Raw genomic sequence first — 14628 nt, 5'->3', positions numbered from 1 at the left:
TGATTTTTGACATACGCGGCGTATGTATTTTTACTGCGCGAGCACTTTGTGGCAAGTTGCAGCCCCCCAAGGAGTCGTTGTAAATGGCAAACCCCTATCGCGAACTGTTCAAGGCCCCCGGCAGTCGGGCGTTCGTCCTGGCCGGCATGATCGCGCGCATGCCGATCTCCATGACCGGCATCGGCCTGATCACCATGCTCGCGCAGCTCCATGGCGGTTATGCCCTGGCCGGTTCCGTGGCGGCCACCTTTGCCTTGGCCACGGCCTTCTGCGCGCCCCAGGTGTCCCGCTGGGTGGACCGCTTCGGCCAGGGCAGGGTGCTGCCCCTGGCCGCGGGCCTTGGAGGCGGTGCCTTGCTGGCGCTGCTGCTGTGCACGCGTTTGCAGGCCCCGCACTGGACTCTGTTCATCTGCGCCGCCCTGGCCGGTTGCATGCCCAGCATGTCGGCCATGGTCCGCGCCCGCTGGACCGAGCTGTACCGTGGCCAGCCGCAGTTGCAGACCGCCTACGCCCTGGAGTCGGTGCTCGATGAGGTCTGCTTCATCATCGGTCCCCCGGTGTCGGTGGGCCTGTGCGTGGGGCTGTTCCCCGAGGCCGGGCCCCTGGCCGCGCTGTTGATGCTGGCCCTGGGGGTCAGTGTGTTCGTCATGCAGAAAAGCACCGAGCCGCCGGTGCACCCCCACGAGGAGGGGCATGCGGGCTCGATCATTCGCTCCGCTGAAATCCGCCTGTTGATCCTGTTGATGGTGGCCATGGGCACCATAGTCGGCGTGGTGGATGTGGTCAGCGTGGCCTTTGCCCAGCACCAGGGGCAGCCGGCGGCGGCGAGCATCGTGCTCTCGGTGTACGCCATCGGCTCGTGCCTGGCGGGCATTGCCTTCGGCGCGCTGAAACTGGCTACGCCCTTGCCCCGGCTGTTCATGTACGGCGGTATCGCCACGGCCCTGGCCACCTTGCCGCTGCTCTGGGCGAGCAATGTCTTTGGCCTGTCCCTGGCGGTGTTCGTCGCCGGGCTGTTTTTCTCCCCGACCCTGATTGTCGCCATGGCCCTGGTGGAGCGCATCGTGCCCCCGGCCAAGCTCACCGAGGGCCTGACCTGGCTGGTCACCGGCCTGAGCATTGGCGTGGCCCTGGGGGCAGCGGGGTCCGGGTTCCTGGTGGACCATTTCGGCGCCCGCAGCGGCTTCTGGCTGGCCCTGGGCGGCGGCGCGGTGGTGCTGGGGGCGGCGTTGCAGAGCTATCGACGCCTGATGCGCGATGCCCCTGAGCCGGATGCCACCTGAGTCCGACGTCAGCTGAATCCGACGTCGCCTCAAAACCACCAGCAAGCGTGCGGCCTGAGCGGGCGCCTCCTGCTGGCGTGCGCCTGAGCGTGGACGGTGCGTTCATCCGGCCAGGCGAGGGGGGTATTTCCCGACCATACTTGCCCCACGTTGCCTGACCTGTGCGTCGCGGCCGCGTTTTTTCTGGCCGGGGATTGCACATGAACTATTTCAGCATACGAGCACGGCTCATCGTTCTTATCGTTCTGATGCTGGTGGGCAGCCTGGCGATAGGGGTTTCGGGTCTGCTGGGGGTAGAGGGGGTCCTGGGGCGGCTCAACAGCGTCTATCTGGATCGTGTGGTGCCCTTGCGGGACTTGAAGCAGGTGGCTGATCTGTACGCGGTGAATATCGTCGACAGCAGCCACAAGGCCCGCAATGGCAGCTTGTCATTCAAGGAAGCTCGGCAGCAGGTGGAGGAGGCCGAGCAGCAGATCGCGGACATCTGGAAGGCCTACAAGGCCACGTTGCTGATCGATGAAGAGGTGCGCCTGATCGAGCGCATCGAGCCCTTGATGGTCCAGGCCAAGCAGCCATTGCAGAAGCTCAAGACCTTGCTCGGCAGCGAAGACAAGGCCGGCTTGGCGCTGTTCACCGCCCAGGAACTGTATCCGGTGATTGATCCGCTGTCAGAGGACTTCAATCAACTGATTGCCGTGCAACTGCAGGAGTCGTCTCGCAGTTACGAACAGGGCAAGCGGGTCTACGAGAACAATGTGCTGTTCACCTGGGGACTGCTGCTGATTCTCCTGTGTGGCGGTGGCGGCTTTGCGTGGTTGCTCAGCCGCAGCATTACCCAGCGTTTGGATGGCCTGCAAAAGACGGTGGCCCGCACCGCCTCGGGGGATTTGCGTGAGCCGGTGAAGGTCGCCGGTCGCGACGAGATCAGTCAGGTTCAGCTGTCGCTGCAGAGCATGCAGAACACCTTGCGCGATACCTTGCAGGCGATTCAGGCCAGCGCTACGCAATTGCACAAGCAAGCCCAGGGGCTGCGTGTGACCGCGACCAGCAACAAACAGGGCATCAGCCAGCAGAACCAGGAAATCGAGCTGGCCGCGAAAGCGGTCAACCAGATGTCCCTGGCGGTGGATCAGGTCGCTCGCAACGCCAACCTGACCTTCGACTCCACCCGTGATGCGCAGCGCGAGGCCCGTTCAGGGCGTGAACAGGTGGGGCAGACCTGCCTCACCATCGAACAGCTGGGACAGCGGTTGCAGACGACCTCGGGCACCATCACGCGGCTGGCCGATGAAGTGTTGTCCATCAGCCGAGTGCTGGAAGTGATTCGCGCCATTGCCGAACAGATCAACCTGCTGGCCCTCAATGCGGCCATCGAGGCTGCCCGGGCAGGCGAGCAGGGGCGAGGGTTTGCCGTCGTCGCCGACGAAGTCCGAGCGCTGGCGCAACGCACCCAGAGCTCCACTGCGGAAATCGAAGGCATGATCACCTCCGTTCAGGCCACCAGCCGTGAGGCGGTGCAGGCGATGGTCGCGAACAATGAGTATGTCGAGCGCAGTAATGCGAAGGCGTTGGAGGCTGACGGGGTGCTGGCGCAGATTGCCGAGCGCATCGTTCAGATCAACGAAATGAACCAGGCAATTGCCAGCACCGCAGAGCAACAGGCGCAGGTTTCCCGGGAAGTCGATCAGAATCTGCTGGCGATTCGCGACGTGGCGGCACACAACGTCGACAGCGCGGCACAGACTTCCAGCGTCAGCGACCAGTTGGCGAGCCTGGCGGGAGACCTGCATGGCCAGGTCCAGCGCTTCCAGCTATGAGCACCTTGGACCGGCTCGCCACGCTTACGCGGCGTCGCAGACAACCGGTTAGCGCCGGCCCATGGGTTGCCGTCCGCTTGCCGGGGGCGAGCGCGTCCTAATTTCTCCGCCTTGCACTGCGTTTCCTTAACAGATCATCTGTCGAGGGATAAACCGTGACCCAATTGAACCTGCTGTGCCTGCCGTATTCCGGCGCCAGCGCCATGGTCTACAGCCGCTGGCGGCGCAAGCTGCCTCAGTGGCTGCACCTGACACCCGTGGAACTGCCCGGGCGCGGCGCCCGTTACACCGAGCCCCTGCACACCGACATGCGGGTGCTGGCGATGCAGCTTGCCCGGGAACTCCAGAGCACGTTGCGCGCGCCCTATGCCCTGTTCGGCCACAGCCTGGGGGCCTTGCTGGCCTGTGAGCTGGCCCACGCCCTGCGCGCCCTGGGGTGTCCGGAACCGGTGGCGCTGTTCGCTTCCGGGACAGCGGCACCGACCTTGCGCAGCGAATACGACCGAGGGTTTGCCGAGACCAAGACTGACCAACAGCTGATCGAGCAGTTGCGCACCCTCAATGGCACCAGCGAAGAGGTGCTGGCCAACCAGGAACTGATGAGCCTGACCTTGCCGATCCTGCGGGCCGACTTCCTGCTGTGCGGGCGTTTTCGCCCGCTGCAGCGCCCGTTGCTCAATTGCCCGGTGCATGTGCTGGGGGGCACGACCGACCGCGCCACCAGCGAACAACTGATTGGCTGGAGCCAGGAAACCTGCGGCAGCTTTTCCGTGGACATGCTCGCGGGCGGGCACTTCTTCATCCACGAACAGGAAACCAAGGTGCTGAGCCTGATCAAGGGCCACCTGGAAGTGCACCGCCGGCGCCACCTGCAACCGGTAGCCGCGCTTTCCTAGCGGCTACAGACATGCTCCCTGTAGCCGCTGCCGCAGGCTGCGCACGGCCCGCAGGGACGCAAAAAACCTGAGGGCTCCAAAGGTTCGACTGGCGATCGCCAAGCAAGGGCCTTCGGGCCTTTGCGCAGCTTCGCGGGCTCGGCAGCGGCTATAGGGAAAAGGGGGTGGTTGGTGGGCTCAACCCAGGGACATACCCAGGCGCCAGTACCCCATCAGGGTCAGGTTGCGCCGTTCCTGGCCGCGCTCGTTGATCAGATGGCGGCGGATGCTCATCACCGTCGCCGACTCGCCGGCTATCCAGGCATAGAAATGGTTGTCTGCTGGCGCTGCGGTGTCCCAGAGCCGTTGCGCGTCGTGGCGCTCGGAAACCTTGAGCTGCCGTCGGCCGCTATTGGCCGGCGGCAGCTCGGCCAGCTCCCGGGCGGCATGGATCAGGGTTTCACCGTGTTGGGCATTGAGCACGTCCCGAGGCAGCCAGTTGACCCGGGTCTGCGGATGGCAGCGCAGGTCGATGCAGTCGCTTTCGCAGGGCACCTCGATGAACACCTGCACGTCCGGGTAATCCGGGTAATCCTGCAACTCCTCCAGAATCCCGGCGATGGCGGGCAGGGCGGTTTCATCGCCCATCAGCAGCACCTTGCCAATCCCCGCCGGCGGCAGCCACTCATAACCGCCGGGGTCGCCGCTGTAGGCCTTGTTCGGCACCACCATCTGCAGGCGGTCGCCGGGCCGGGCGTGGGTGGCCCAGGCAGAGGCCGGGCCGTTGACCCCGTGCAGCACGAAATCCACATCCATCTCTGCCGGCTGCATGCGCAAGGCACGAATGGTGTAAGTGCGCATCGGTGGCTGCTGCTCGGCCGGCAACTGGCGCCGGGCCGCTTGCCAGTCGCCTTCCACCGGCAATTGCGCAGGCGTGCCGTCGGCCCCGGGAAACAGCAGCTTGATGCGCTGGTCCGGGGCCAGGGTGCGGGCCTGGGCGATGTCCTCGCCGCCGAACACCAGGCGGGTCATGGAGGGGCTGAGGTCGATGCGTTGCTTGAGTTCGACGTTGATCAGCCGGTAGCTCCGGGGTTGTTGGGCGCCGGCACCTACCAGCTTGCGCAAGCCATTTGCCAGTGAGCTGGCCAGGGAAGTGGCTGAGGACATGATCGCGACCTTATTAAGGGGAAGGTCCTGATTTGACGAGCCGCAAGCGCTGGAATTTACCGTGCAAGCCCTGATCTGCCTGTCGCGCAGGGGGTTAATTTTTCACCAGGCCCATCCGTTTCGTAGGGATAGCCGAGCCAACGCTCGATACCCAACATGTACGGATGAATCCAGATGAACGCTGAAAAGTCCCTGAAACTTGCACGCCGATTTATCGAGCTGCCGCTGGAGAAGCGCCGGTTGTTCCTCGATAGTCTGCGGGCGGAAAATATCGACTTTTCGTTGTTTCCAATCCCTGCCGACGTGGCCGTGGAGGACCGTCAGGAACTGTCCTACGCCCAGCGGCGCATGTGGTTCCTGTGGCAGCTGGACCCCGAGAGTGGCGCCTACAACCTGCCGGGGGCGGTGCGTCTGACGGGGGCGCTGAATCACCAGGCGCTGGAGCAGGCATTCGCCGCCCTGGTGGCGCGCCACGAGACCCTGCGCACGGTGTTCAAGCGCCACGCCGATGATCGCCTGGAACAGGCTGCGGCAGAGGTCGAGCTGGCCGTGCAATACCTGGATCTGAGTGCAACCGATGCATCGGAACAGGAGCAGGCGGTGGCGGCACAGGCGCAGCAGCAGTCGCTGCTGCCGTTCGACCTGGCAACCGGTCCGTTGCTGCGGGTCAAGCTGATCAGGCTGGCCGCCGAGGAGCACGTGTTGCTCCTGACCTTGCACCATATCGTCTCTGACGGCTGGTCGATGAACGTGCTGATCGACGAGTTCATCCGTTGCTACGACGCCTTCGAACGGGGCGATCAGCCGCAACTGCCGGCGTTGCCAATCCAGTACAGCGACTATGCCTTGTGGCAGCGGCGCTGGCTGGAGGCAGGGGAGCAGGCACGGCAGCTGGAGTACTGGCAGGCGCAGTTGGGGAGCGAGCATCCGGTGCTGGAACTGCCCACTGACCATGGACGCCCGGCGATGCCCAGCTACCGTGGCACCCGCTATGACTTCGCCGTGGCGCCGGAGTTGGCCGAGCAACTGCGGGCTTTGGCCAAACAGCACAATGTGACCCTGTTCATGCTGTTGCTCGGCGCCTTCAATGTGCTGCTGCACCGTTACAGCGGCCAGGACGACATTCGCGTCGGCGTACCCATCGCCAACCGCAACCGCGCCGAGGTCGAAGGCCTGATCGGCTTTTTCGTCAACACTCAGGTGCTGCGCACCCAGCTCACCGGCCAGATCCGGGTCAGCGAACTGCTGCAGGCCGTCAAAGAGGCGGCGCTGGGTGCCCAGGCTCATCAGGACCTGCCGTTCGAGCAACTGGTTGAAGCCTTGAAGCTGGAGCGCAACCTGAGCCACACACCGCTGTTCCAGGTGATGTACAACCACCAGCCCCAGGTGGCGGATATCAGCACGGTACAGACAGCGTCCGGGCTGGAGCTGAGCCTGGTGCAATGGCAGAGCCGCACCACCCAGTTCGACCTGACCCTGGACACCTACGAGAAGTCCGGCAAGCTGCACGCCGCCCTGACCTACGCCGAAGACCTGTTTGACGCTGACACCATCGCACGCATGGCGCGGCATTGGACCGCACTGCTGCAAGGCATGCTGGAGGATGCCGAGCAGCGCATCGGCGAGTTGCCGATGCTCGATGCCCGGGAGCGCCAGACCCTGGTGCACGATTGGAACGCCACGGCGCAGGCTTACCCCACCGGGTTGAGCATGCCGCAACTGATCGAAGCTCAGGTCCGGCGTACCCCCGACGCCTGCGCCTTGGTGTTCGGCGAGCAGCAACTGAGCTACGCCGAACTGGATGCCCGAGCCAACCGGCTGGCCCGCTTGCTGCGTGAACTGGGTGTGGCGGCGGATGTGCTGGTGGGCATCTGCATCGAACGCTCCATCGAAATGGTCGTGGGCCTGCTGGCGATCCACAAGGCCGGTGGCGCCTACGTGCCCCTGGACCCGGAATACCCCCGGGACCGCTTGGCCTACATGATCGAGGACAGCGGCATCCGCCTCTTGCTGAGCCAGCGTTCGCTGCTGCCGCTGCTGGATTTCCAAGCCGATGCAGAGGCGCTCAAGGTCATCCTCCTGGACCAGGATCAGGACGCGCTGCTGGCTTATGACAGCGGCCCGCTGGAGACGCCGGTCGACCCGCTGAACCTGGCCTATGTGATCTACACCTCGGGTTCCACCGGCAAGCCCAAGGGGGCTGGCAACAGCCACGCGGCGCTGGTCAACCGTCTGTACTGGATGCAGCAGGCCTATGGCCTGGACGCCAGTGACGCGGTGCTGCAGAAAACCCCGTTCAGCTTCGACGTCTCGGTCTGGGAATTTTTCTGGCCGCTGATGACCGGTGCCCGGCTGGTGGTGGCGGCCCCGGGGGCCCACCGTGAGCCGGCGCGCCTGATCGACACCATCATCGACCACGGCATCAGCACCCTGCACTTTGTGCCCTCGATGCTCCAGGCCTTCATCCATGAGCAGGGCGTGTCGGCCTGCGCCAGCCTCAAACGCATCGTTTGCAGTGGCGAGGCCTTGCCCCTGGATGCCCAGCAGCAGGTCTTCGCCCGATTGCCGGGCGCTGGCCTGTACAACCTCTACGGCCCGACCGAGGCGGCGATCGACGTCACCCACTGGACCTGTGTCGACGAAGGCGCAAGCAGCGTGCCGATTGGCCAGCCGATCGCCAACCTGCGTACCCATGTCCTGGATGCCCAGTTGCAACCGGTACCGGCGGGTGTTGCCGGTGAGCTCTATCTGGGCGGCCTCGGGCTGGCTCGCTGTTATCACCGGCGCCCGGCCCTGACCGCCGAGCGCTTTGTACCTTGCCCCTTCCACCAGGGGGCGCGGCTGTATCGCACCGGCGACCGGGTGCGCCAGCGGGCCGATGGGGTGATCGAATACCTGGGCCGCCTGGACCATCAGGTCAAGCTGCGGGGCCTGCGTATCGAGCTGGGTGAAATCGAAGCCCGGCTGATGCAGCACCCGAGCGTGCGCGAGGCCGTGGTGCTGGTGCAGAACGCCAAGCACCTGGTGGCGTATCTGGTGTTGCAAGAGGGCGCCCAGGCCCAGGGGTGGACCGACGAACTCAAGGCCTGGCTGGTCAGCAGCCTGCCGGAGTACATGGTGCCCCATCACCTGCTGGCCCTGGATCGCTTGCCGGTGACCGCCAACGGCAAGCTCGACCGCAAGGCCTTGCCGCTGCCCGAGACGGCGCCGCAACTGGCCTATGTGGCCCCGGAGAACGCCATGCAGAAGGCCCTGGCGGGCATCTGGTGCGATGTGCTGGGGCTCGCTCAGGTAGGCCTGGACGATAACTTTTTCGAGCTTGGCGGTGATTCGATCATCTCGATCCAGGTGGTCAGTCGCGCCCGTCAGGCCGGGGTCCGTCTGGCGCCCCGGGACCTGTTCCAGTACCAGAGCGTGCGCAGCCTGGCCCAGGTCGCGGTCCTCGACGATCAGCCGCAGATCGACCAGGGACCAGTGACCGGTGAGGTGCCGTTGACCCCGGTACAGCACTGGTTCCTGGCTCAGGAGGTGCCTCGACCGGGGCACTGGAACCAGTCGTTGCTGCTGGACCCGCGCCAGCCCTTGCAGCCAGCGCTGTTGCAGGTGGCGTTGTTGCAGGTGGTCAATCATCACGATGCCTTGCGCCTGCGCTTTGTCGGCACGCAGCAGGGTTGGCAGCAGGCCTATGCCGAGCCTGCCAGCCACTTCGACCTGTGGCAGTGCCGGGTCGAGCATGACCAGGCCCTGGCGGCAGTGTGCGACGAGGCCCAGCGCAGCCTGGACCTGCAAGCCGGCCCCCTGGTACGCGCGGTCCTGGTGGAGCACGAGTCGGGTCGCCAGCAACTGTTGCTGGTGATCCACCACCTGGTGGTGGATGGGGTGTCCTGGCGGGTGCTGCTGGAGGACCTGCAACAGGCCTACCGGCAGTTGGCGGAGGCTCAGACGGTGCAACTGCCACCCAAGACCAGTGCCTATCAGGCCTGGGCCCGGCGCTTGCGGGAGCATGCGCCGCAGCGCGAGACCGAACTGCCGTACTGGCTGGCGCAGCAGAGCGGAGCCGGCGACTTGCCCTGTGACAACCCAGCGGGCGGCCTGCAGAACCGTCATGGCCGCAAGATCGAGTCGCGACTGGATGTGGGGCTGACCCGCAAACTGCTGCAACAGGCTGTGAGCGCCTATCGCACCCAGGTCAACGACCTGCTGTTGACCGCCCTGGCTCGCGTACTGTGCCGCTGGACCGGGCAGGCTTCGGCCCTGATCCAGTTGGAAGGGCATGGTCGCGAGGACCTGTTCGACGATCTGGACCTGACCCGCACCCTGGGCTGGTTCACCAGCCTGTACCCGGTGCGCCTGCAGCCGGCCGAGCAAGCTGGGGCTGCAATCAAGGGGATCAAGGAGCAACTGCGCGCGATCCCCGGCAAGGGGCTGGGCTACGGCTTGCTGCGCTACCTGGGCAGCCCGGCCCAGCGTCAGGCGCTGGCGGCATTGCCGCAGCCACGGATCACCTTCAACTACCTGGGCCAGTTCGATCGCCAGTTCGATGAGCAGGCGTTGTGGACGCCGGCCAGCCAGAGCAGCGGGCAGGCTCAGGACCCACAGGCACCCCTGGCCAACTGGCTGACCCTGGAAGGCCAGGTCTATGGCGGCGAACTGGCGTTGCAGTGGGGCTACAGCGAGGAAATGTTCAGCGACTCCAGCATCCAGCGGCTGGCCGATGACTACCTCGCCGAGCTGCGCCTGCTGATCGAGCACTGCTGTGGGCTGGATCAGGCCCAAGCTACGCCTTCGGACTTCCCGCTGGCACGGATCTCCCAGCAACAGCTCGACGCGCTGCCGGTGCCGGCGGTTGCCATCGAGGACCTGTATCCGCTGACGCCGATGCAGCAGGGCATGCTGTTCCATACCCTCTACGAGTCCCAGGAACAGGCCTACATCAACCAGTTGCGCCTGGACATCCACGGCCTTGATCCCCAGCGCTTTGCCGATGCCTGGCAGAGTGCCCTGGATCGCCACCCTATCCTGCGCAGCAGCGTGCACTGGGAAGGGCTGGACAGCGCCCATCAGTTGGTCAGGAACCGGGTCAAGGTGCCGTTGCAGGTACTGGCATCGGCCCCGGCGGATCTCGATCTACTGGCCGCGCAAGAGCGTTCCCGGGGGTTCGAGCTGGATCGGGCGCCCTTGCTGCGCCTGCTGCTGGTGCCCATCGCCGACAACCACTGGCACCTGATCTACACCTGCCACCACCTGCTGCTCGATGGCTGGAGCAATGCCAGCCTGCTGGCCGAAGTGATCCAGTTGTACGGCGGCGCTCGCTTGCCGGCGCCCCAAGGCCGCTATCGCGACTACCTGGGCTGGTTGCAGCAGCAGTCGGCCCCGGCTGCACAACAGTTCTGGAGCGAGCGCCTGCACGCCATGGACTCGCCGACCTTGCTCGCCGACGGGGTGCGCAAGCCGGTGTCGGGCAGCGGCCATGGGCAGCACCTGGAAGGGTTCGACCAGGCGCTGACACAACGCCTGGGCAGCTTTGCCCGGCAGCAGAAGGTCACCCTGAACACTGTGCTGCAAGCCGCCTGGGCGCTGTTGCTGCAGCGTTATTGCGCGCAGCAGTGCGTGATCTTCGGTGCCACCGTGGCGGGGCGTTCGGCGCCGCTGCCGGGTATCGAGCAGCAGTTGGGGCTGTTCATCAATACCTTGCCGATCATTTGCCAGCCACGTTCGCAGTGCAGCGTGGGGCAATGGCTTGAGCAGATGCAGGCGCTCAATCTGGGCTTGCGCGAACACGAGCACGTGCCGCTCTACGAGATCCAGGGTTGGGCCGGGCACCAGGGCGCCCCCTTGTTCGACAGCCTGCTGGTGTTCGAGAACTTCCCCGTGGCCCAGGCCCTCAAGGAGGGGGCTCCGGCCGGGCTGCAGTTCTCCGGCCTGGCCAACCACGAGCAGACCAGCTATCCGCTGACCCTGGGCATCGAGTTGGGCGAGCACCTGAGCCTGGACTTCAGCTATGACCGCAGTCGTTTCAGTGCCGATCAGGTCCAGGGCTTCTGTGTCCAGTTGCGGCATTTGCTGCTGCAGTTCATGGCCGATCCCGACGCGGCCCTGGGGGGCTTGCAGTTGTTGAGCGAACAGGCGCGCCAGGACTTGCTGCAGCACAGCCAGCTGGCCGAGGTGGTGCCCGCCCAGGCGCCGCTGGTGCACCAGCGGATCGCCGCGCAGGCGGCGGCCACGCCCGAGGCGCTGGCGCTGGTGGTCGATGGCGAGCAACTGGACTATGGCCAGTTGAACGCCCAGGCCAACCGCCTGGCCCATTGCCTGCAAGCCCAGGGGATTGGCCCGGGGGATCGGGTCGGCCTGGCACTCAAGCGCGGCCCGCAACTGATCGTCAGCCTGCTGGCGGTGCTCAAGAGTGGCGCGGCCTATGTGCCCCTGGACCCGCAATACCCGCAAGAGCGTCTGGCGTTCATGATTGCCGACAGCCGCCTGAGCCTGCTGCTCAGCGACACCGGCACCTGGGCCGCGCCGCTGCTGCCCGACAGCGTGCTGCATTGGGATCTGCCGAGCCTGGCGCAACGCTTGAGCCATTGCTCCAGCGCCGATCCGCAGAACCGCGCCTGCCCGCAAGACCTGGCCTATGTGATCTACACCTCGGGCTCCACCGGGGTCCCCAAGGGCGTGGCCATCGATCACCGGGCCTTGTCGGCGTTCTGCGAAGCGGCGGCGGATTATTCGGCGCTCACCGCCACCGACAAGGTGCTGCAATTCGCCACCTTCAGCTTCGACGGTTTCGTCGAGCAGTGTTACCCAGCCCTTTGCCTCGGCGCGGCCCTGGTGATGCGCGGCGACGAGCCCTGGGCCGTCGAGCAACTGGCGGCGGTGATCGTCAGCCAGGGCGTGACCCTGGCCGACCTGCCGGCGGCTTACTGGCACTTGCTGGCCAAGCAGTGCATGGCCGACGGTATCCGCAGCCTGGGGCGCCTGCGCCAGGTGCATGTCGGCGGCGAGGCGATGTCGGTGGAGGGCTTGCGCCTGTGGCACGCCGCCGGGCTTGGGGGGGTACGCCTGCTCAATACCTACGGCCCGACCGAGGCCACCGTGGTCTCCAGTGTCCACGACTGCCGGGAGCAGGATGCCAGCGAGGTCTACGGCATCCCGATCGGCCAGCCGATCATCGGCCGCGCCCTGCGGATCATCGACGGCGACCTCAATCTGCTGCCCGAAGGCGGCACCGGAGAGCTGTGCATCGGTTCTGCGTCGAGCCTGGCCCAGGGGTATTTTGACCGGCCGGGACTGACCGCCGAGCGCTTCATTCCCGACCCCTTTGCCGGTCAGCCCGGCGCCCGGCTGTATCGCAGTGGCGACCTGGCGCGTTACAACCCGCAAGGGGCGATCGAGTACATCGGCCGCATCGATCATCAGGTGAAGATCCGCGGCTTCCGCATCGAACTGGGGGAAATCGAGGCGCGCCTGTCGGCTCGGCCAGATGTGCGTGAGGCGGTGGTGCTGGCCGTGCCGGCCAACAACGGCATGCAACTGGTGGCCTATGTGGTGCCCTCTGCGTTGCCTGGGGATACCGACGACGGCCTGGGCGATGCTCAGGCACAGGCCGAGCGTTGCGCGCTGATCAAGGCCGGGCTCAAGGAAACGCTGCCGGATTACATGTTGCCGAGCCACCTGTTGCTGTTGCCGCGCCTGCCCCTCAACCCGAACGGCAAGCTGGACCGCAAGGCCCTGCCCAAGCCGGACTTGAGTGCCTTGCAACAAGCCTATGTGGCCCCGCACAGCAAACTGCAGCAGCAGGTGGCGGCGATCTGGCAGAGCGTGCTCGAAGTCGAGCGGGTCGGCCTGCAGGACAACTTCTTCGCCCTGGGCGGGCACTCGTTGCTGGCCACCCAGGTCATCAGCCGGGTGCGGCATGAGCTGGGCTTGCAGGCCGCGCTGCGGACCCTGTTCGATGCGCCCGACCTGCAAGCCTTTGTCGCCGCCCTGGGCGCCACTGAGGCTCCGGAGGCGGCCCCGGCCTTGTGCCGGGTGGATGACTCGCGGCCACAGCCGTTGTCCTTTGCCCAGCAGCGCTTGTGGTTCCTCTGGCAGTTGGAGCCGCAGAGCTCGATGTACAACATCGCCCGGGCCCTGGAGTTGCGTGGCGAGCTGGACATCGAGGCGGTGCGGCAAGCCTTCAAATCACTGATGCAGCGGCATTCGGTATTGCGTACCACCTACAGCGAGGTCGAAGGCGAGAGCTGGCAGCACGTCCATCGCCACCTGCCGCTGTCGTTCGTGTTCGATGACCTGTGCGCCTTGCCAGTGGCCGAGCGCGAGACCATGGCCCAGCAGCAGTTGCAGCAACAGGCCGCGGAGCCCTTCGACCTGATCGCCGGCCCGCCGATGCGTGTACGCCTGCTGCGGCTGGAGCCGCAACGGCACCTGCTGCTCATGACCCTGCACCACATCGTCGCCGACCATTGGTCGTTCGGCATTCTGCCGACCGAGTTCGTAAGCCTGTATCACGCCCATCGGACCGCCACGGCCAGCCCGTTGCCGGAGCCGGCCCTGCATTACGTGGACTTCGCTGTCTGGCAGCGCCAATGGCTCGAAGGCGGTGAGCTGCAGCGTCAGCTCGATTACTGGCGTGATGTCCTGGGCGATGACCATCACCTCACGCGCTTGCCCGCCAGTGCCACGGTGCAGCCAGGGCAGACGCCGTCACCCTTGTGCGATCTCCACGAGTTCCATTTTTCGGCGGCTCAGAGCCAGGCGCTGCGCGCCTTTGCCAGTGCCCAGGGGGTGACGTTGTACATGCTGCTGCTGGCAGGTTTTGCCCTGGTGGTGGGGCAGCGCAGCGACAGTTCGCGGGTGCGTCTGGGGACCGATATCGCTAACCGCAATCACGCCGGCGTTGAAGATCTGGTGGGCTTCTTCGTTAACCAACTGGTATTGCAGATAAGTGTCGAGGAACAACAGTGCGTCAGCGACTTGCTGCAGGTGACACGGAGCACGGTCATCGGTGCTTCGGATCACCAGGACCTGCCTTTCGAGCGCCTGGTGGAGGCGCTGCGGGTGGTCCGGCGCGCCGGTCGTTCGCCGTTGTTCAGCATCAAGTTCATCTATCAGGAAAGCCTTGATCAGCCCTTGTCGATCGACGGCCTGGACGTGCAGCCGGTGGCTGCCGGCAGGGCTGCCGCGGAGCTGGACCTGGTGGCCGAGTTCGTCAATGCGCCCCAGGGCATCTACCTCGGCCTGAAGTGCGATGCCGGGCTCTACACCGCCGCGGACATGGCGTGCCTGTTCGAGCAGTTGCAGGCGGTGTTCGAGCTGATGGTGGTCGATACCCAGGCGCCGTTGGCGGCGTTGCTGAACCAGGCACGGGATATCCAATACCTGCGCGAGCGAGACCAGTTGCAACAGCGCCAGGCCCTGCTCAAGCAACAGCACCCGATTCAGCGGCGCCGTCCAGGACGGGTGCCGGTCGAGTGAAGCCATATTGAACAA

General features: G+C 65.6%; 5 protein-coding genes and 1 pseudogene. 5 read left to right on the top strand and 1 reads right to left on the bottom strand.

Annotation, left to right across the window (positions count from 1 at the left end; all coding sequences use genetic code 11):
* Nucleotides 1-83 precede the first annotated feature (83 nt).
* The 4 genes and pseudogenes from Q8O96_RS30240 (at nucleotide 84) to Q8O96_RS30230 (ending at nucleotide 3996) form a co-directional block, all read left to right on the top strand.
* The gene (locus Q8O96_RS30240) at nucleotides 84-1283 is read left to right on the top strand and encodes an MFS transporter (protein ID WP_102861765.1); all 1200 of its coding nucleotides are present in this window, start codon (nucleotides 84-86) and stop codon (nucleotides 1281-1283) included.
* Between the two features lie 200 nt (nucleotides 1284-1483).
* A pseudogene (locus Q8O96_RS31410) lies at nucleotides 1484-2245 on the top strand (MCP four helix bundle domain-containing protein); the annotation flags it as partial.
* Nucleotides 2237-3100 carry a methyl-accepting chemotaxis protein gene (locus tag Q8O96_RS31405; RefSeq protein ID WP_371826215.1) on the top strand — a complete coding sequence of 288 codons (864 nt, stop codon included), beginning with the start codon at nucleotides 2237-2239 and terminating at the stop codon, nucleotides 3098-3100. The pseudogene Q8O96_RS31410 and the gene Q8O96_RS31405, both read left to right, overlap by 9 nt.
* Before the next feature lie 155 nt (nucleotides 3101-3255).
* Nucleotides 3256-3996: an alpha/beta fold hydrolase gene (locus Q8O96_RS30230; protein ID WP_250329997.1), complete on the top strand. Its 741-nt coding sequence runs from the start codon at nucleotides 3256-3258 to the stop codon at nucleotides 3994-3996.
* 177 nt (nucleotides 3997-4173) lie between these two features.
* On the opposite strand, the gene Q8O96_RS30225 is transcribed toward Q8O96_RS30230, so the two are convergent.
* On the bottom strand, nucleotides 4174-5142 hold the full coding sequence (locus tag Q8O96_RS30225) for a siderophore-interacting protein (RefSeq protein WP_305950020.1): 969 nt from the start codon (nucleotides 5140-5142) through the stop codon (nucleotides 4174-4176).
* 174 nt (nucleotides 5143-5316) lie between these two features.
* Here Q8O96_RS30225 and Q8O96_RS30220 point away from each other — a divergent pair, with 174 nt between their 5' ends.
* A complete protein-coding gene (locus Q8O96_RS30220; RefSeq protein ID WP_305950019.1) occupies nucleotides 5317-14613 on the top strand; it encodes a non-ribosomal peptide synthetase in 9297 nt (3098 codons plus the stop codon).
* The last annotated feature ends 15 nt before the right edge of the window (nucleotides 14614-14628 follow it).

Source organism: Pseudomonas sp. LPH60 (assembly GCF_030718165.1).
Taxonomy (GTDB): domain Bacteria; phylum Pseudomonadota; class Gammaproteobacteria; order Pseudomonadales; family Pseudomonadaceae; genus Aquipseudomonas; species Aquipseudomonas danubii.
Note: the sequence above shows the minus strand (reverse complement) of the source record. Positions and strands in the feature narration are given on the sequence as shown.